This is a genomic window from Alphaproteobacteria bacterium PA2 (assembly GCA_002256425.1).
GTDB lineage: Bacteria > Pseudomonadota > Alphaproteobacteria > Caulobacterales > Caulobacteraceae > Phenylobacterium.
In genome coordinates, this window is sequence record NKIZ01000001.1 from 2,140,512 (window position 1) to 2,158,457 (window position 17,946).

Below are 17,946 nucleotides of genomic sequence, written 5' to 3' on the forward strand. Positions count from 1 at the left end.
GTTGGGCCAAGATGATTTGGGAGACCACTCCGAATCTCGGCTAATGTGCCGTCATGTCCAAGGCCCCTCCCCAAGCATCCCTGTTCGACACGGAGCCAGCACCGCCGCCTCCTGAGCCGACGGCCCAGGCGCCTGCGACCAGTGGAGGACAGCCCGGATATTCCGCCAAGGACATCGAGGTCCTCGAGGGCCTGGAACCGGTCCGCAAGCGCCCAGGCATGTACATCGGCGGGACCGACGAACGGGCTCTCCATCACCTGTTCGCCGAAGTCCTGGACAACGCCATGGACGAGGCGGTCGCCGGGCACGCCAAGCTGATCGAGGTGATCCTTGCTGCTGACGGATCGCTTTGCGTCAAGGATGACGGGCGCGGCATTCCCGTAGACCCGCACCCCAAGCACCCCGGCAAGTCGGCCCTTGAAGTCATCATGACCGTCCTGCACTCGGGCGGAAAATTCTCGGGCAAGGCCTATGAAACCTCGGGTGGCCTGCACGGCGTGGGCGTGTCCGTGGTCAACGCCCTGTCGGAAAGGGTCGAGGTTACGGCCTTCAAGGACGGCTTCGAGTGGCGCCAGGCCTTCACCCGCGGCAAGCCGATCGGCGGCATCGAAAAGCTTGGCCCGACCCGCAAGCACGGCACCTGGATCCGCTTTACCCCTGATCCGGTCATTTTTGGCGAGGGCGCAGTCTTCAAGCCGGCGCGGCTTTACCGGATGGCCAGATCCAAGGCCTATCTGTTCGGCGGCGTCGAAATCCGCTGGTCCTGCGACCCCTCCCGCATCCACGACCAGACCCCTGCTGAAGCGACCTTCCGCTTCCCCAATGGCCTTGCCGATTTCCTGGGCGAACGGATCAAAGGGCTCGAAACCGTAACGCCAGAACCCTTCGCCGGACGCTTCGAGCGCAAGGGCGAAGCCGGCAAGGTGGAGTGGGCCATTGCCTGGACCCCGGCCGGCTTTGGTGAAGCCGACAGTTTCATGCAGTCCTACTGCAATACCGTTCCAACCCCCGAAGGCGGGACCCACGAGTCCGGCCTTCGGGCCGCCCTCACCCGCGGGCTGAAGGCCTATGCGGAACTGTCTGGCGAAAAGCGCGGCGGCCTGATCACCGCCGATGATGTTCTGGCCCAGGCCGGCGCCCTGGTCAGCGTCTTCGTGGCCAATCCAGAGTTCCAGGGTCAGACCAAGGAGCGCCTTTCATCCAGCGACGCCCAGCGTCTGGTTGAAAACGCCCTGCGCGATCCCTTTGACCATTGGCTGACCGCCCAACCCAAGGCCGCGACGGCCCTGCTGGAGTTTGTCATTGAGCGGGCTGAAGAGCGCCTGAAACGCCGGAGGGACAAGGAGGTCTCACGGGCCTCCGCAACCCGCAAGCTTCGCCTGCCGGGAAAGCTTGCGGACTGCTCCGGGCAGGCCATGGACGGCACAGAGATATTCCTGGTCGAGGGCGACAGCGCCGGCGGCTCGGCCAAGCAGGCCCGTGACCGGCGCACCCAGGCCATACTGCCCCTGCGCGGCAAGATCCTGAACGTCGCCTCCGCGACCCTCGACAAGATGGGCCAGAACAAGGAACTCAGCGATCTGATGCTGGCCCTTGGCGTTCAGCCCGGCGCCAAGTTCAAGGAAGAAGACCTGCGCTATGAGCGTGTGGTCATCATGACGGACGCCGACGTGGACGGCGCCCACATTGCCAGCCTGCTGATCACCTTCTTCTATCGCACCATGCCGGGAATGATCCGGTCGGGACGGCTGTTCCTGGCCCTGCCGCCGCTCTACCGGATCAGTCATGGCGGCAAGGTCATCTATGCCCGGGACGACGCCCACAAGGACGAGTTGCTGAACACCGAGTTCAAGGGAAAGAAGCCCGATATCGGGCGCTTCAAGGGCCTGGGCGAGATGATGCCTGCCCAGTTGAAGGAAACCACCATGGATCCGTCCAAGCGGACCCTGGCCCGGGTCACCCTGCCCCGCTCGGAAGAAGCGGTCGAGGATCTGGTGGAGTCCCTGATGGGGCGCAAGCCCGAACTCCGCTTCCGCTTCATCCAGGAAAATGCGGAATTCGCCACGGCGGACCTGGACGTCTAGGCCGTGGCCGGATCGCTCAGGGAACGCGTTGACTTAGCTGGCCCAACCCCTATCCTTAGGGCGCGCGACGATCGCCGTCTGCGCCGCCGCGGCAGGCTGACCCACCTTTCGGGTTCCCTCCGCCAAAATAGCAACTGATGACCGAATTTTCTGAACTGGGCCTATCGCCCGCCACCCTGCAAGCTGTGGCCGACACCGGCTACACCACGGCCACCCCAATCCAGGCCGAAGCCATTCCCGTGGCCCTCGCCGGACGTGACGTCCTGGGCATCGCCCAGACCGGGACCGGCAAGACCGCCGCCTTCACCCTTCCGATGATTGACCGCCTTGCGGCAGGTCGCTCCAAGGCGCGCATGCCTCGCGCCCTGGTCATCGCGCCCACCCGCGAACTGGCGGACCAGGTCTCCTTGTCCTTCGAGAAATACGCCAAGGGCCAGAAGACCAAGCTCTCCTGGGCCCTCCTGATCGGCGGGGTTTCCTTCAGCGACCAGGAACTCAAGCTTGATCGCGGCGTCGACGTCCTGATCGCGACGCCTGGCCGCCTGCTCGACCATTTTGAGCGCGGCAAACTGCTCATGACCGGCGTCCAGATCCTGGTGGTCGACGAAGCTGACCGCATGCTCGACATGGGCTTCATTCCCGATATCGAGCGCATCTTCAAACTGACGCCGCCCAAGAAGCAGACCCTGTTCTTCTCGGCGACAATGCCACCGGAAATCACCCGTCTGACCAAGCAGTTCCTCAACGATCCCGTGCGGATCGAGGCAACCCGCCCGGCGACGACGGCGGACACCATCACCCAGTACATGATCCGGCTGCCGACCTCGGATCCCAAGGCCAAGCGTACGGCCCTGCGCATGCTGATTGGCGCTGACGATGTCCGGAACGGGATCGTCTTCTGCAACCGCAAGTCGGAAGTCGACATTGTTGCCAAGTCCCTGAGAACCCACGGCTTTGACGCTGCGGCCATTCATGGCGATCTGGACCAGCAGACCCGGATGAAGACCCTTGAGGCCTTCCGCAAGGGTGAGCTCAAGCTGCTTTGCGCTTCGGATGTCGCCGCCCGCGGCCTGGACGTGCCGGACGTCAGTCACGTCTTCAATTATGACGTGCCCCATCACGCAGACGACTATGTGCACAGGATCGGCCGGACCGGTCGGGCTGGCCGCAGCGGCAAGGCCTATATGATCGTTACCCCTGCCGATGCGAAGAACATCGACAAGGTGCTGAAGCTGATCGGCAAGGATCCCGAGGAAATCACCCTGGAAGGCGTCGATTTCGCCGCCATCAAGGATGTGCGCCGGGATGATGGCAAACCCGCCCGCGGTCGGGGAGATCGGGACCGGGACAGGGACCGCAAGCCCCGCGGCGCCCCGCGTTCGTCGAGACCTTCAGCCGACACCGAGCCTCTGGAAGTCGCACCTGCGCCTGAACCCGCGGTTCAGCCTGAGCGGGAGACGCAAAGGGACGAACCTCGCCGGACCCAGCCACGCCGGGAGTCCGCCCCACCGCGCAAGACCGCTGAGCGCCAGGAACCCGCCGCCGAGGCCCCCGCGCCACGGGGCGTCCGCGGACGCAGGCCAGAGGCGGATGACGACAGGTCGGTGGTCGGCTTTGGCTCGGACCTTCCGGCCTTCCTGTCCCGCCCGATCGCGAAAACCCCAAAGAAGTAGGGGCAGAACAACCGCCCTGCACCTGGGGCGCAGTACAGCACTTGAATACCACCAAGAGCATCGTTTTAACGGCTCGTTTGGGTCTCGCGATTAAGGTGAATCCGAGATGTGGACGAGTCGCCCTCAGCATGTGCTGTCGGCTACAGGAAACAATGCGGTCATGGCCTCTGATATCGACACCAAACTTCGAGCCCCGGAAGCCTATCCTCTGGCGCGCAGAGCGCTCGAAGCCATGGAAAAGAATAAGGTTTGGCCGACCCCTCAGAACTTTGAACTCTGGACGCACTATGTCTGCGATCCCAGTGGCCCGCTCGCCAAGGAAATCGGCCGGATCATAGCTGAAGGCGGCGCCTTTACCGATGGCGCCTGCGATCAATTGGCGGCGACCTATCTGGCAGGCGGAAAACTTACCGAAGAAATTCGTGACACCGGCGACGCCCTGACCAAGGAGCTGAACTCGGTTTCCCAGGCGATCAAGTCAGCGCAGAAGTCCAGCGAGGCTTACGGCGTGACCCTTGAATACGCCAGCAAGTCGCTGGACAATGACCAGGGCGATCTCAGGGAAACGGTTGAAACCCTCGCGGCCGCCACCCGGCGTATCCAGGCCGAGAATCAGACGCTGGAATCCCGCCTCTCTGACTCCACGGCGGAAGTCAGCCGTCTGCGCGAGCACCTGGAACAGGTTCGCCGCGACGCAACGACGGACGGCCTGACCAACCTGGCCAATCGCAAGGCCTTCGATGCCGAGCTTGAACGCATGTGCGCAGCCTCCGAGGCTGACGGCCTGCCATTGACCCTGGCGGTTCTGGATATCGACCACTTCAAGACCTTCAACGATACATGGGGTCACCAGACCGGTGACCAGGTCCTGCGCTATGTGGCCGGCGTCATCGGACAGTCGGGCAGTTCCCCGCGCATGGCCGCCCGCTATGGCGGGGAAGAGTTCGCCCTGCTGTTTCCGGGTGAAAACGCCTCGCAAGCCTTCAATGTCCTCGAACAAATCCGGGTTGAGGTCGCTTCGCGCATCCTCAAGCGCAGATCAACCAACGAAGATCTGGGCACCATCACCCTGTCCGCCGGCCTCGCCGAGCGCGCTACAGGCGAGAACGGGCACGAACTGCTCGAGCGCGCAGACAGTGCGCTCTACGTCTCCAAGCGCAGTGGCCGCAATCAGGTCACCCGGGCGGACTCAATTGCCTCTGCGGCTTAGCTGAGCCCCCGAGGCGCCCCCTAGACTGACCTAAGGTCCGCTTCCATAAAGATCAGCGAAAGCGATCTCGGGAGGACGCCATGGCCTACAACAAGATTAAGACATCCGTCGCGGACGGCATTGCTGTCGTAACCCTGTCTGACCCCGCCACAATGAATGCCGCCGGGGTAGACCTGGTGGCGGAACTCCACGACGCATTTCGCAGTTTCATCCAGGATGGCTCCGAAGTCCGCTGCGTGGTTCTTACCGGCGACGGCCGCGGCTTCTGCTCGGGCGCCAACCTGTCGGGTCGAGGTGGCCCGGCCGACGAGCCCGTTGATCCTGAAGGCCCCGACGCAGGCGCAGCCCTGGAGACCGTCTACAACCCCTTCATGACCACACTGCGTGACTATCCCCTGCCCCTGGTCACCGCCATCAATGGCGCGGCCGCCGGCGTGGGGTGCTCCATCGCCCTGATGGGAGACCTGATCGTCGCTGCGGAGAGCGCCTATTTCCTGCAGGCCTTCCGGCGCATCGGCCTGGTTCCGGATGGCGGATCGACCTACCTCCTGCCCCGGCTGATCGGCAAGGCCAGGGCCATGGAAATGGCGCTTATGGGTGAGAAGATCTTCGGCAAGACCGCCCTTGATTGGGGTCTGGTCAATCGCTGCGTGCCTGATGATCAGCTGATGTCCACCGCCATGGAACTGGCCCGCTCACTGGCAGATGGTCCGTGGGCGCTGGGGTCAATCCGCAAGCTGATCTGGGAAAGCCTGGATTCCGGGTGGAGCGAACAGCTGCACAATGAGCGTATGGCCCAGAAACATGCCGGCAGGACCAACGACTTCCGCGAAGGGGTCCTCGCCTTCCTGCAGAAGCGCATCGCTGTCTTTACCCGTAAATAGGCCTTCTCAGGCCTCGAGGGCGCGGCCAGGCTCTATGGTCACGCTCTCGCCGCAGCCGCAGGCGTCGGTCTCGTTCGGATTACGGAAGACGAACTTGGCCGAGAGCTTGGTCACCTCATAGTCGATCACCGTTCCAATCAGGAACAGGACCGCCTTGGGCTCCACCAGTATGGTGACGCCGTGGTCCTCGACGACCTCATCCAGCGGATTGGCGGACTGGGCATACTCCAGAACGTATTCCTGCCCAGCGCAGCCGCCATTCTTCACGCCCACCCTCAAGCCTGCATAGGGCTGATCGGCCTTGGCCATGATCTCCTGAACCCGGGCCGCCGCTTCCGGCGTCAGGCTCACCACCTTGGGCCGGGGACGGCGCGGGCGGGGCGTGGATGTGGTCAGGTTCAGGTTTTCCATGTCGCCTATATGGGGTCAGAACATGTTGAGTTGAAGTTTAGCCTCGTCAGACATCCGCGAGGGATCCCAGGGCGGATCAAAAACAAGGTCTACCTTCACCTTGCCCAGCTCCGGAATCTCGCGGACCGCGTCCTCGACCCAGCCTGGCATTTCCCCTGCCACAGGGCAGCCGGGCGCCGTCAGGGTCATGTCTATGGCCACGTCCTTGGTGTCGGACACGTCGACCTTGTAGATCAGGCCGAGCTCGTAAATGTCCACGGGGATTTCCGGGTCATAGACCGTTTTGAACTTCTCGATCAGAAGATCGGTCAGCCGGTCCAGTTCGGCCTGGGACAGGGGCGTAACGGGGGGAGTTGCGTCATCCATGGGAATCTCAGGCGAAGAAGGCTTGGGTGCGATTGAGGGCGTCGACGAAAGCGTCGACCTCGGCTTCGGTATTGTAGAGGGCAAATGACGCCCGCAGGCTCGACGTAACGCCAAAACGCCGCATCAGGGGCTCGGCGCAATGGGTTCCGGCGCGGACGGCGACACCATAGCGATCGAGGATCTGCGCCACGTCGTGGGCATGGGCGCCTTCGACGGTGAAGCTGAGGATCGCGCCCTTGCCCGGCGCCTCGCCGATCACCTTCATCCAGTTGGCGCTCGCAAGGGCATCGCGCGCCCGCTGATAGAGGGCGTGCTCGTGATCCGCAGCCGCCGGGCGATCCAGCCCCTGGAACCAGGTCAGGGCGGCGTTCAGACCGATGGCCTCAAGAATGGGGGGCGTGCCAGCTTCGAACCGGTGGGGAGGGTCAGCATAGGTGATCCGGTCAAGGGCCACGTCGGCGATCATCTCGCCCCCGCCCTGGTAGGGCGGCAGGGCGGCGAGGCGCTCAGCCTTGCCATAAAGGACGCCGATACCCGTCGGACCATAGAGCTTGTGGCCGGAAAACACATAGAAGTCAGCGCCGAGTTCGCGGACCTTCACGTCCAGGTGGACGACCGACTGACACCCATCGACCAGGGTGATGGCGCCAACCTGCCGGACGGCTGCAACCATTTCGGCCACGGGATTCACCGTGCCCAGGACATTGGACATGTGGGTGAAGGCGGCGACCTTTGTCCTTGGCGACAGGAGGGACTTGAAACCCTCGAGATCCAGACGGCCGTCATCAAGCACCGGGGCGAACTTCAGCACAATTCCCTGACGCTCGCGCAGGAAATGCCACGGCACGATGTTGGCGTGGTGCTCCATTTCGGTGAGCAGGATCTCATCGCCGGCGACGAGGGACTGGCCAAGGCCCGAGGCCACCAGATTGATGGCTTCCGTCGCCCCCTTGGTGAAGACGATCTCGTTCAGATCGGCCCCGACAAAATCGGCGACCGTCTGGCGGGCCGCCTCGAAGGCCTCTGTGGTCTCATTGGCCAGGGTGTGAAGGCCCCGATGGACATTGGCGTAGGAACTGGACATGGCCGCCGTCATGGCGTCGATCACGGCCTGCGGCTTCTGGGCCGAAGCGGCGCTGTCGAGGTAGATCAGGGGCTTGCCATTCACCTGACGCCCGAGGATCGGAAACTGGGCGCGCACAGCCTCGACATTGAAGGTCATGGAGCGATCTCCATGGCTTGTGCAATCCAGGCCTCGATGACGCCCCTGGCGGGCTCGCAGGAAATGGCGCCCGCCGCTTCGCTGACAAAGGCGCCGATGAGCAGGGCCCGGGCATCTGCCTCCGGCAAGCCGCGCTGTTCCATATAGAAGAGCGCCGCTTCATCCAGGGCGCCAATCGTATTGCCATGGGCGCACTGGACATCATCGGCATTGATCAGGAGTTCGGGTTTGGCGTCGACCTCGGCCTTGTCAGACAGGACCAGGGCATGGTGACCCATCCGGGCCTCGGTGCGATCAGCCCCCTCCTCCACGATGATACGGCCCTGGAAGACGCCGCGGGCCTGATCGCGGACAACGCCCTTGGTCAGCTGGCTGGTCACCCCGTCTACCCCGAGATGGCGCACGGTCGTGGTCAGGTCGGCGTGGCGCTTCCCGGCCAGGAGGTAGACGCCATTGAGAAGGACACGGGCTCCGGCTCCCGGATGATCCACGGAAGTTTCAAGCCTCTGACGCCGCGCGCCTGATGTAGCGATGGTCTGGGAAAAGCTGGCGCCCGCGCCCAGCCGAACCTGGGCCTGGGATACCAGGACTCCGTCATCACCATCCCTGGCGAGGACGATACGCTCCACCTGGGCGCCTTCAGCAATTTCGAAATCCAGGTCCGCATTGGTCACATAGGCGCCGTCATCCCCTTCGCAGGATTCCAGCAGGATCAATTTCGATCCAGAACCAACTCGTATTTTTGCCGAAGCCCTGAGGGCAGTTGCGCCACGGGAAATGATACGAAGCGCCAGGGTGCGTTCAGCGCCATCCTCGACCACGATCGACACGCTTTCGGAGCCACCAGCCAGCACGAGCACCTCACTCGTCAGGGCGTCGAACGGGCCGGCATCCAGCCCGTTGGGCGGCAATGCGACCGCCTTTGGCGGCAGGCTGCGCAGCAGGCCGCGAAGGTCAGTCCACCGCCAGTCCTCATCCCGCCTGCCGGGCAGCAGGCTGAGGTCGCCGGTCTCTATGGCAGAGGTCAGGCTCACGCAGCCCTCGCATACTTGTCATAGCCTTCACGCTCCAGCTCGAGCGCCAGTTCGGGCCCTCCGGACTGGACGATCCGCCCGGCGGCGAGGACATGGACCCTGTCGGGTTTGATGTAGTCCAGCAGGCGCTGATAGTGGGTGATGACCAGCATGGAGCGGTCGGGGGAACGCATGGCGTTCACCCCTTCGGAAACGATCTTGAGGGCGTCGATATCGAGGCCGGAATCCGTCTCGTCGAGGATGAGGAAACGCGGCGAAAGCATTGCTGCCTGGAAGATTTCCATGCGCTTCTTCTCGCCACCGGAGAAGCCGACATTCAGCGGGCGCTTGAGCATTTCGAAGTCGATCTTCAGGGCGGCCGCCTGGGCTCGGGCGAGCTTCAGGAAGTCGGGCGCCTTGATCTCGTCCTCACCCCGGGCCTTGCGCTGGGCATTGAGGGCCGAACGGATGAAGGTCAGCGCCGGAACACCTGCAATTTCAAGCGGATACTGGAAGGAAAGAAACAGCCCTCGGGTGGCCCGTTCGCTGGCGTCCAGGCCAAGAAGGTCGTCCCCATTCAGGCTGGCAGATCCTTCGGTGACCTCATAGCCCGACCTTCCGGTCAAGACGTAGGACAGGGTCGACTTGCCGGCGCCATTGGGGCCCATAATGGCGTGAACCTCCCCCGCAGGCACTTCAAGGGTGAGGCCCTTCAGGATTTCCTTGCCATCAACTTCGGCGCGGAGGTTATTGATCTTCAACATTAAAAACTCTCATCGGCGAGATATTGCGCCAGTAATTCTACGGCCGCTTCGACGGTGTCGACCGTCTCCTGCTTACGGGGGGCTGCGCTCAGGGACGCCGTGTTCCGCTTGTCAGCAGAGGTGACGCTGGCCTTGTCGTCCTCGAAATAGGCGCGCAGCCGGAAGTTCTCGTGGTCCAGGGTCACGGCGTAACGGGTGTGATCCAGGATCAGGCCCTTCTCCCGGAGAAAGTCCTCTTCCCGCGCCAGGGCCTGATAGAGCGCCATGGCCCGGTTGTTGTCGGACTCCTGCTGGGCCCGTTCAGCATCCTCCCGCGCCCGGCGCGCGATTTCCCGTCGTCCCAGTTCATCAAAGAACGCCTGGCGCAGGGACACGGCCTGACCTTTGTTGTCCTGGCTCATCCGACACTACCTTCCAAAGAAATCGCAACCAGCTTCTGGGCTTCCACGGCGAACTCCATCGGGAGCTCCTGCAGAACCTCCTTCACGAAGCCATTGACCAGCAGTTGCACCGCCTCCTCCTGGGAGAAGCCCCGCTGCATGGCGTAGAAAAGCTGGTCCTCTGACAGGCGGGTCGTCGTGGCTTCATGCTCGAAGACACAGGCGCTGTTGCGCGCCTCCACATAGGGAATGGTATGGGCGCCGCTGGTCTTTCCGATCAGCAGGCTGTCGCACTGGGTAAAGTTCCGCGCGCCCCTGGCCTTGGGGTGGGCCGAGACCAGACCGCGATAGGTGTTGGACGACCGGCCGGCGCTGATGCCCTTGGAGATGATCCGCGAGCGGGTATTGGCGCCCAGGTGGATCATCTTGGTGCCGGTGTCGGCCTGCTGCCGGCCATTGGTGATGGCGATGGAATAGAACTCACCACTCGAGCCTTCGCCCCGCAGGACGCAGGAGGGGTATTTCCAGGTCACCGCTGACCCGGTTTCCACCTGGGTCCACGAAACCTTGGACCGGTCGCCACGGCAGTCCGCCCGCTTGGTGACGAAGTTGTAGATGCCGCCCTTGCCGGTCTCCGGGTCCCCCGGATACCAGTTCTGGACCGTGGAGTATTTGATCTCGGCGTCGTCCAGAACCACCAGCTCGACCACCGCCGCATGCAGCTGGTTCTCATCGCGCATGGGCGCAGTGCAGCCCTCCAGGTAGGACACATAGGCGCCCCTGTCGGCGATGATCAGGGTCCGCTCGAACTGTCCGCTCTGGGCGGCGTTGATCCGGAAATAGGTGGACAGCTCCATGGGGCAGCGAACCCCCGGCGGCACATAGACAAAGCTGCCGTCCGAAAAGACCGCGGAGTTGAGGCAGGCATAATAGTTGTCCGAGGTCGGCACCACCGTGCCCAGATACTTCTTCACCAGTTCAGGATGCTCGCGGATCGCCTCGCTCATGGGGCAGAAGATCACGCCGACGGCGGCCAGTTCCTTCTTGAAGGTGGTCACCACCGAGACGCTGTCAAAGACCGCATCCACTGCATAGCGCGGAGACCCGACGACGCCGGCCAGCACCTCCTGCTCGCGCAGGGGAATGCCCAGCTTGGCGTAGGTGGCGAGGATTTCTGGATCGACCTCATCCAGGCTGGCCGGACCGGTCCCGGCCTTCAGCGCGGCATAATAATAGCTGTCCTGATAGTCGATCTTGGGAAAGCTGACCTTGGCCCAGTCAGGCTCGTCCATGGCCAGCCAGCGCTCATAGGCCTCCAGACGCCAGGCGAGCATCCACTCCGGCTCTTCCTTCTTGGCCGAGATGAAACGGATGGTGTCTTCCGACAAACCCTTGGGGGCGAAGTCCTGTTCAACGTCGGTGACGAAGCCATGCTCGTACTTTTCGAGCCCTTCGACCTGATCGACCGTGTCCTTAACCGCAGCCATTGCCTGTTGTCCTATGCTGCGCTGGCGCGGCGCGCCGTGAAAGAAGTCGTCATGGCCCGCCAGGCCTCGACAAAGGCCGACCAGTCCGACGCCGTGGTCGACCAGCCGCCACTGACCCGGATTGCGCAGGCCGCCAGATCATTCAGACCCATGGCCTGCAGGACATGGCTGGCCTTGACCTTGCCGGAAGAACAGGCCGAGCCGGCGCTGATCATGACGCCCGCCAGATCCAGGGCCATGACCTGCCGCTCTGCCGGAAAGCCGGGATAGGCGACGCAGAGGGTTCCATCCAGCCGACGGGCGTTCTCGCCGACAATGACGCCGCCGGCAGCCTTGAGGTCATCAATCGCGGCGTCCCGCCAGGCCTTGTTGTCATTGGCGTCGCGGAGCGCCGCCCTGGCCGCAGCTGCGAAGCCGGCAATGCCCGGCAGGTTTTCAGTTCCAGCCCGACGCCCCCGCTCCTGCCCGCCGCCGTGCTGTCGGCGGACCAGGCTGGCCCGGGGCCCGAAGGTCAGTGCGCCGACGCCCTGGGGCCCACCCAGCTTGTGGGCGGAAACGGCGTAGGTGTCGGCCTGGATGCTGCGGCTGTCGATGGCCAGCTTGCCCGCCGCCTGGACGGCGTCCACGTGCAGCCAGCCCTCGTGGGCCCGGACAATCTCCGAGGCCTCCAGCATAGGCTGGATAACGCCGGTTTCATTGTTCGCCGCCATCAGGGCGACCAAGGGCCGGCCATCTGCGGCGTCCCAGACGCTCAGCCTGGCGGAAAGCCATGCCAGATCTGCAACGCCCTGGGCGTCAACCGGCAGGAATTCGACCTCCGCGCCCGATGCTTTGGCAGCCTCGATCACGCAGTCATGTTCGATGGCGCTGACGATCAGCCGCCGCGAACCCGCCGCTACGGCGCTCTCAATGGCCAGGCCATTGGCTTCGGTGCCGCCGCTGGTGAAGACCACTGTCGAGGCCGGACCGCCAATCAGGGCGGCCACATCGGTCCGGGCGCCCTCAAGCAGGGCCCGGGCGGCCCGCCCTGCCCCATGAACCGAGGATGGATTACCAACCCTCGCCAGGGCCTGGGTCATGGCCTCGACGGCCTCGGGTCGCACCGGGGCGGTGGCGTTGAAATCGAGATAGACGGGAGACGTCATGACGCAGGCGTCTCCGGGGCCAGCCGACCCAGAGCCACGTCCGCCAGGGTGACCGAAGCCAGGTAGCCCTCGATCTTGCGGCCCATTTCCTCCCAGAGGTCATGGGTCAGACAGCGTTCGCCCTTCAGCATGCAGCCCTTGGACTTGCCGCTGCAGCGGGTGGCCCGCAGGGGTTCATCCACAGCCATGACGATCTCGGCGATGGAGGTCGCGTCGGGCGTGCGGGCCAGCAGATAGCCGCCGCCGGGCCCCCGCAGACTGCGCACCAGGCCCTGACGACGCAGGCGGGCGAAGAGCTGTTCCAGATAGGACAGGGAAATCTGCTGGCGCACAGCGATCTCCGCCAGGGACACGGCCCGCTCGCCGCTCGCAGACCCCTGACGACGCGCCAGGTCGGCCATGGCCATGACCGCGTATCGCCCTTTGGTGCTGAGTCTCATCTGGCTTGCGGGTCCGAGTCGGTTTTTTCGAGCGTTTTGCAGGCGCCTTGTGCTAAAGCCGCCGCCTCGCGCTGAACTGTCCTGCTTGAGTGACGCACTTAGGAAGACCCAGCGCATTAGTCAACTATTACGCCCCACCCAAATGGGGGACAATTCAAGGGTTCGACATGCCTGAGGTGGTTTTGACCGGCGCAGCCGGACGGATTGAAGGTCGCTATACGGCCGGCAAGACTGAAACGGCGCCCATCGCCCTGATCATGCACCCGCACCCCAAGGCCGGCGGGCAGATGAACAACCCGGTCAATGTCCAGCTCTTCCACCTGTTCATGAAGCGCGGCTTCTCGGTTCTGCGCTTCAATTTCCGTGGCGTGGGCCGCAGCCAGGGTGAGTTCGACTCCGGCATTGGCGAGTTGGCTGACGCCGCCACCGCCCTGGACTGGCTGCAGACCACCAATCCCGCCGCCTCCCAGTGCTGGGTCGCCGGCTATTCCTTCGGGGCCTGGGTCAGCATGCAGCTGCTGATGCGCCGCCCTGAAACCGACGGCTTCATCTCGGTGTCGCCGCCGACCAACATGTACGACTTCAGCTTCCTGGCCCCCTGCCCCGCTTCGGGCCTGATCCTGCACGGCAGCGCCGATACGGTTGTGCCGCCGGTGGAAGTCGAACGCGTGGTTTCCAAGCTGCGCACGCAGAAGGGCATTGTCATTGACCATGAAGTGGTCGACGGCGCTTCCCACTTCTGGGCGGAAAACCTGCCGGATGTGGAACGTCATGTGGGCGACTATCTGGACAAACGGATCGCCGCCGACCCAATCTAGCGGTCCCATAACACCGCAGGGACGCCTGATCGCACCATGACCATCAAATCCCGCCATGCCCTGGCGTCGCTCGCCCTTGCGTCCGGCGTCATGCTGGCTGCCTCGCCATCTCTCGCCCAGACGGTCGCCAGCGGCTTTCAGAACCCGCCTGTCCCCAAAGAGCACGCCGCCTCCATAGAGGCCCAGGGCGGGCTCTATGAGGGGCCTGTGGCGGCTTATGTGGCCAAGGTGGGAGATCGGGTCGCCGCAGCCGCCGGGCGCGGCGGGCAGTGCGGCTTCCACGTGGTCAACAGCATGGTGGTCAACGCCTTCACCTCCCCGCCCGGCTGTCACGTCTACATCACCCGGGGCCTGCTCTCGGTGATCAACAGCGAGGCCGAGCTGGCGGGAACCCTTGGTCACGAGATCGGCCATGTGAACGCCAACCACGCCGGCAAACGTCAGAACCGCACACTGGTGACCGGTCTGGGCGCCCTGGTCCTAGGCGCCGTGACCAAGTCGGACCAGGTGGCGCAGATCGCCTCCCAGGTCGGCCAGCTGACCGTGCTCAGCTATTCGCGCAACCAGGAATACGAGGCCGACTCCCTGGGCGTTCAGTACCTGCCCAAGGCCGGCTACCCCGCCTCTGGTCTCACCGGAACCCTGCAGGCCATCCAGCGGGAAGACCAGCTGGAGGCCCGCCAGCGAGGCCAGGGCGACACCGCTGTTCCCGGCTGGCTGCGAACCCACCCCCTGACCTCTGACCGCATAGCCCGGACGGTCCAACTGGCCGCCAAGGCGCCCGCCGTAAAGCCGGGTATGGACGGCTATCTCATCGCCACAAATGGCATGCTCTATGGCGACGATCCGGCCCAGGGTTTCGTTGTGGGCAGGGCCTTCCTGCATCCCGAACTGGGCTTCGGGTTTGAAGCGCCGACCGGCTTTACCCTGACCAATGGTCCTGCCGCCGTGACCATCGAAGGTCCGAACCGGTCCCGCGCCATCTTCGCCGCCGGCAAGATCGGCGGCGCCAGGCTGGAAGACTATGCCGTCAACCTGATGCGGCAGGCGGCCAACCAGACCCCGATATCCATGGGCCAGCCCCAGTCCACCAAGATCAACGGTGTGGACTCCGTAATGGTCCCGGCCCTGGCCCGGACAGCCAATGGCGATGTCGAGTTCGTGGTGGTCGTCTATGCGACGGGCGGCGAGACTGGATACCAGTTCCTGGCCCAGGCCCCGGCGGGGACTGCCCGGGTCTTCGACCCCATGTTCAACTCCTTCCACAGGATCACGGCGGCCGAGGTCGCAAAGCTGCGCCCCCGCAGGATCGAACTGGTGACGGTCAAGGCCACCGACACGGTCGCCAGCCTGTCAGCCCGCATGGCCGTGGAGGGTTTTCAGCAGGAGACCTTCATGGCGATCAACGGCCTCGAGCCAGGGGCGGCGCTGAAGCCCGGGCGCAGGGTGAAGCTGGTTTCGGCGACGAAGTAGGGACTAGGCCGCCGCCTTCCGGCTCGCCGTCTCATAGCTGTCGTCCAGGAACTCTCGGATCCGCGGCATGACGTCCTCAGCCCGCGACACCAGGAACAGGTGCCCGCCGCCGGGGACGATCTCCAGGGTCGCGTTGGGGATCAGGCCTTCCAGGATGCGGCCGTTGATGGCCGGAACGATCCGGTCGTCGTCGCCCATCATGATCAGGGTCGGGGCCTTCATCAGGGGCAGGAAGGGCACGCTGGTCCAGCCGGCCATGGCGCCCAGCTGGTAGAGATAGCCCGTCCGGGAGGGCGGAACGATCCGGCCGATGTGGTCGTCAGCCCCCAGGGTTTCGCCGCCATAGAGGGTCTGGAAGTTCTTCCGCATGAAGTCCGGGTCGATATAGCGCTGGGGATCGGCCATCTTGGACAGGGCCTTCATGTCGCCGGGCACCATGATCATGCCGGCCGAGGTGGCGGCCAGGATCAGGCGGCCGGTCCTGCGGGGATGCTGGAAGGCGAACTGCTGGGCCAGGCCCCCGCCCCAGGAGACCCCCATGACATCGACCTTGTCATAGCCCAGTTGGTCCAGGATCCGCGCAGCGGTCCAGGCCATGGTCCAGGGCCGGTAGGGCGCGCTGGGCTTGGGCGATCCGCCGACGCCGGGCATGTCGAAGGAGATCAGGTCCCGGTCGGTGAACCAGGCGGCCAGGGGCGCCATCAGTTCGATGCTGGCCCCAATGCCGTTGAAGAACAGTAGAGGGCGCTTGTTGCCAGCGCCCTTTTCTGTCGCCTTCCAGACGGCGACCCGCAGCTGGCGGCCGCCAGCCCGCATGAGCTGGATGAGAGCCCCGTTAGTGTCGTCCGTTGAGGTCTTGCTCACGAGGCTCTCTCCGATCAGCCGAAGGCGTATTGGCCCGGCGCGGGGCCGAGGGATTTGTAGGTCTTGTTGCCGGTCTGCTTGGGCGCGGCCTTGAGGTCCCCTGCCCGGTCACCCATCCACTCCACCCAGAAAGGCCACCAGGAGCCGGAATGTTCCTCAGCCGCGCCATTTAGCCAGGCGTCGATGTCGGCCGGCGGCCGGGTCTTGGAGTGGAAGTATTTCGACTTGGGATTGCCGGGCGGGTTCAGCAGGGCCTGGATGTGGCCCGACTGGGACAGGACGAATTCCACATTCTCCGAGCCAATCAGCTGGGTGGTGCGGTAGCAAGCCTTCCACGGGGTGATGTGGTCGGTGACGCCTGCGACGATGAAGACGTCGTTCTTGACGGCCTTCAGGTCCACCATATGCCCCGCCAGCTCAGCCTCACCGGGATTGCGGAAGGGCTGGGTCTCATAGACGCCCATATAGTCTGAATGCAGGGTCGCGGTCAGATTGGTCGCGTCATTGTTCCAGAACAGGATGTCGAAGGGCGCCGGGGCCTCGCCGTGCAGGTAGTTGTTGATGACATAGTTCCAGACCAGGTCATTGGGACGCAGCCAGGCGAAGGTCCGCGACAGGGACGAGCCCTCGAGAATGCCCTTCTTGGCGGAACGTCGGCGGGCCATTTCAATGCCGTGCTTTGAGACAAGGGCGCCGCTCTCGCTGTCGCCTGCATCGGGATCCAGCACGCAGACCATCAGGGAGACGGCGTTGATCCGCTCATCTCCCCGGGCGGCCAGCTTGGACAACAGGGTCGCGGTGGTGATACCGCCTGAGCAGGCGCCCGTCACATTGACCTTGTCGGACTTGGTGACCTTGGCGATGACGTCGGTGGCTTCGATCAGGGAGTCCACATAGTGGCCCAGCCCCCAGGCGGCGTGTTCCTTTGACGGATTGCGCCAGCTGACCAGGAAGACCGTGAAGCCGTGGGCCACCAGATAGCGGACCATGCTCTTGTCCGGGGACAGGTCGTTCACATAGGCCTTGTTGATCTGGGGCGGGATGATCATCAGCGGGATTTCCCGGACCTGCTCGGTCGACGGGGCGTACTGGATCAGCTCCATGATCTCGGTGCGATAGATGACATCGCCGGGGCTGGTGGCCAGGTTCTCGCCGACCTTGAAGGGCCGCTTGTCCACCTGGCTGACAATCCCGTCATTCTTGGTCATGTCCTCATAGGCGTTCTGCAGGCCCTTGATCAGGGACACGCCGCCGGTCTCGAAGGCCTTCTTCATGGCCGAGGGATTGCCGATCAGAGTGTTGGTCGGGGCCACGGAATCCATGACCATGCCGGTGATGAAGGAGGCCCGCGCGCGCTCCAGGTCATCGAACTCGACGTCCTGGATCCAGGCATTCATGCCCTTCTGGGCCGCCAGATAGTATTGCATGGCGCCCTTGTAGAAGGGGTTGGTCCGCCAGGCCGGGTCCATGAACCGCTTGTCCTTGGGAGACGGCGCCAGCTCGGACTTCTGGGTCACGATGTCGGCCACATCAGATCCGAAAGCCTTCAGGTGCTTCAGGGTCTTGGCGGGCCGACCTGCGGTCTCGCGCAGCATGACCGCCACAGCGCCCATCAAGTCTTCGCGGGCAATGCCGATCATCGGATTGAGGCCGCTGGTGTTCTCGGTGGCGCCGCCGCCCTCGAGGCGAATTCCGGGCTTGGTCATTGTCGT

At 64.1% G+C, this 17,946-nt stretch carries 17 protein-coding genes; 6 read left to right on the top strand and 11 right to left on the bottom strand.

The genetic code is table 11. The features are described from left to right. The first annotated feature begins 53 nt into the window (after nucleotides 1-53). The 4 genes from parE to CFE28_10340 all read left to right on the top strand — a co-directional run bounded on the left by parE (nucleotide 54) and on the right by CFE28_10340 (nucleotide 5,851). Complete coding sequence (gene parE / locus CFE28_10325) at nucleotides 54-2,084, top strand: DNA topoisomerase IV subunit B (GenBank protein OYU70346.1); 2,031 nt, start codon at nucleotides 54-56, stop codon at nucleotides 2,082-2,084. 137 nt (nucleotides 2,085-2,221) lie between these two features. Then, nucleotides 2,222-3,757: an RNA helicase gene (locus CFE28_10330; protein ID OYU70347.1), complete on the top strand. Its 1,536-nt coding sequence runs from the start codon at nucleotides 2,222-2,224 to the stop codon at nucleotides 3,755-3,757. 160 nt (nucleotides 3,758-3,917) lie between these two features. Continuing rightward, a complete protein-coding gene (locus CFE28_10335; GenBank protein OYU70348.1) occupies nucleotides 3,918-4,967 on the top strand; it encodes a GGDEF domain-containing protein in 1,050 nt (349 codons plus the stop codon). An 80-nt stretch (nucleotides 4,968-5,047) separates the two neighbouring features. Beyond that, nucleotides 5,048-5,851: a 2-(1,2-epoxy-1,2-dihydrophenyl)acetyl-CoA isomerase gene (locus CFE28_10340; protein ID OYU70349.1), complete on the top strand. Its 804-nt coding sequence runs from the start codon at nucleotides 5,048-5,050 to the stop codon at nucleotides 5,849-5,851. 6 nt (nucleotides 5,852-5,857) lie between these two features. Here the strand turns inward: CFE28_10340 and CFE28_10345 are convergent, their stop codons facing one another. From CFE28_10345 to CFE28_10385, 9 genes are read right to left on the bottom strand one after another with little or no spacing between them, the layout of a single operon-like run. Further along, a complete protein-coding gene (locus CFE28_10345) occupies nucleotides 5,858-6,262 on the bottom strand; it encodes a FeS assembly scaffold SufA (protein ID OYU70350.1) in 405 nt (134 codons plus the stop codon). Nucleotides 6,263-6,277: 15 nt separating this feature from the next. Beyond that, entirely contained in the window at nucleotides 6,278-6,628 is a 351-nt protein-coding gene (locus CFE28_10350) for an SUF system Fe-S cluster assembly protein (protein OYU70351.1), read from the bottom strand. Between the two features lie 7 nt (nucleotides 6,629-6,635). Then, nucleotides 6,636-7,850 carry a cysteine desulfurase gene (locus CFE28_10355; GenBank protein ID OYU70352.1) on the bottom strand — a complete coding sequence of 405 codons (1,215 nt, stop codon included), beginning with the start codon at nucleotides 7,848-7,850 and terminating at the stop codon, nucleotides 6,636-6,638. Further along, nucleotides 7,847-8,884: a Fe-S cluster assembly protein SufD gene (gene sufD, locus CFE28_10360; protein ID OYU70353.1), complete on the bottom strand. Its 1,038-nt coding sequence runs from the start codon at nucleotides 8,882-8,884 to the stop codon at nucleotides 7,847-7,849. The genes CFE28_10355 and sufD overlap by 4 nt, the downstream gene beginning before the upstream one ends. Then, complete coding sequence (gene sufC, locus CFE28_10365) at nucleotides 8,881-9,627, bottom strand: Fe-S cluster assembly ATPase SufC (GenBank protein OYU70354.1); 747 nt, start codon at nucleotides 9,625-9,627, stop codon at nucleotides 8,881-8,883. The genes sufD and sufC overlap by 4 nt, the downstream gene beginning before the upstream one ends. Next, nucleotides 9,627-10,028, bottom strand: coding sequence for a hypothetical protein (locus CFE28_10370; protein ID OYU70355.1), 402 nt, complete (start codon nucleotides 10,026-10,028; stop codon nucleotides 9,627-9,629). The genes sufC and CFE28_10370 overlap by 1 nt, the downstream gene beginning before the upstream one ends. Beyond that, nucleotides 10,025-11,494: a Fe-S cluster assembly protein SufB gene (locus tag CFE28_10375; protein OYU70356.1), complete on the bottom strand. Its 1,470-nt coding sequence runs from the start codon at nucleotides 11,492-11,494 to the stop codon at nucleotides 10,025-10,027. The genes CFE28_10370 and CFE28_10375 overlap by 4 nt, the downstream gene beginning before the upstream one ends. Before the next feature lie 11 nt (nucleotides 11,495-11,505). Then, entirely contained in the window at nucleotides 11,506-12,639 is a 1,134-nt protein-coding gene (locus CFE28_10380; GenBank protein ID OYU70357.1) for an aminotransferase, read from the bottom strand. After that, a complete protein-coding gene (locus CFE28_10385; protein OYU70358.1) occupies nucleotides 12,636-13,079 on the bottom strand; it encodes an Rrf2 family transcriptional regulator in 444 nt (147 codons plus the stop codon). The genes CFE28_10380 and CFE28_10385 overlap by 4 nt, the downstream gene beginning before the upstream one ends. A 167-nt stretch (nucleotides 13,080-13,246) precedes the next feature. On the opposite strand from CFE28_10385, the gene CFE28_10390 reads away from it, so the two are divergent. Further along, nucleotides 13,247-13,897, top strand: coding sequence for an alpha/beta hydrolase (locus CFE28_10390; GenBank protein OYU70359.1), 651 nt, complete (start codon nucleotides 13,247-13,249; stop codon nucleotides 13,895-13,897). Nucleotides 13,898-13,933: 36 nt separating this feature from the next. Continuing rightward, the gene (locus CFE28_10395; GenBank protein OYU70360.1) at nucleotides 13,934-15,370 is read left to right on the top strand and encodes a peptidase M48 Ste24p; all 1,437 of its coding nucleotides are present in this window, start codon (nucleotides 13,934-13,936) and stop codon (nucleotides 15,368-15,370) included. Nucleotides 15,371-15,373: 3 nt separating this feature from the next. On the opposite strand, the gene CFE28_10400 is transcribed toward CFE28_10395, so the two are convergent. Together CFE28_10400 and CFE28_10405 are read right to left on the bottom strand one after the other, a co-directional pair. Next, nucleotides 15,374-16,186, bottom strand: a complete 813-nt coding sequence (locus tag CFE28_10400) for a poly(3-hydroxyalkanoate) depolymerase (GenBank protein ID OYU70361.1) — start codon at nucleotides 16,184-16,186, stop codon at nucleotides 15,374-15,376. A gap of 62 nt (nucleotides 16,187-16,248) precedes the next feature. Further along, the gene (locus CFE28_10405) at nucleotides 16,249-17,940 is read right to left on the bottom strand and encodes a class II poly(R)-hydroxyalkanoic acid synthase (GenBank protein OYU70362.1); all 1,692 of its coding nucleotides are present in this window, start codon (nucleotides 17,938-17,940) and stop codon (nucleotides 16,249-16,251) included. Nucleotides 17,941-17,946 lie beyond the last annotated feature (6 nt).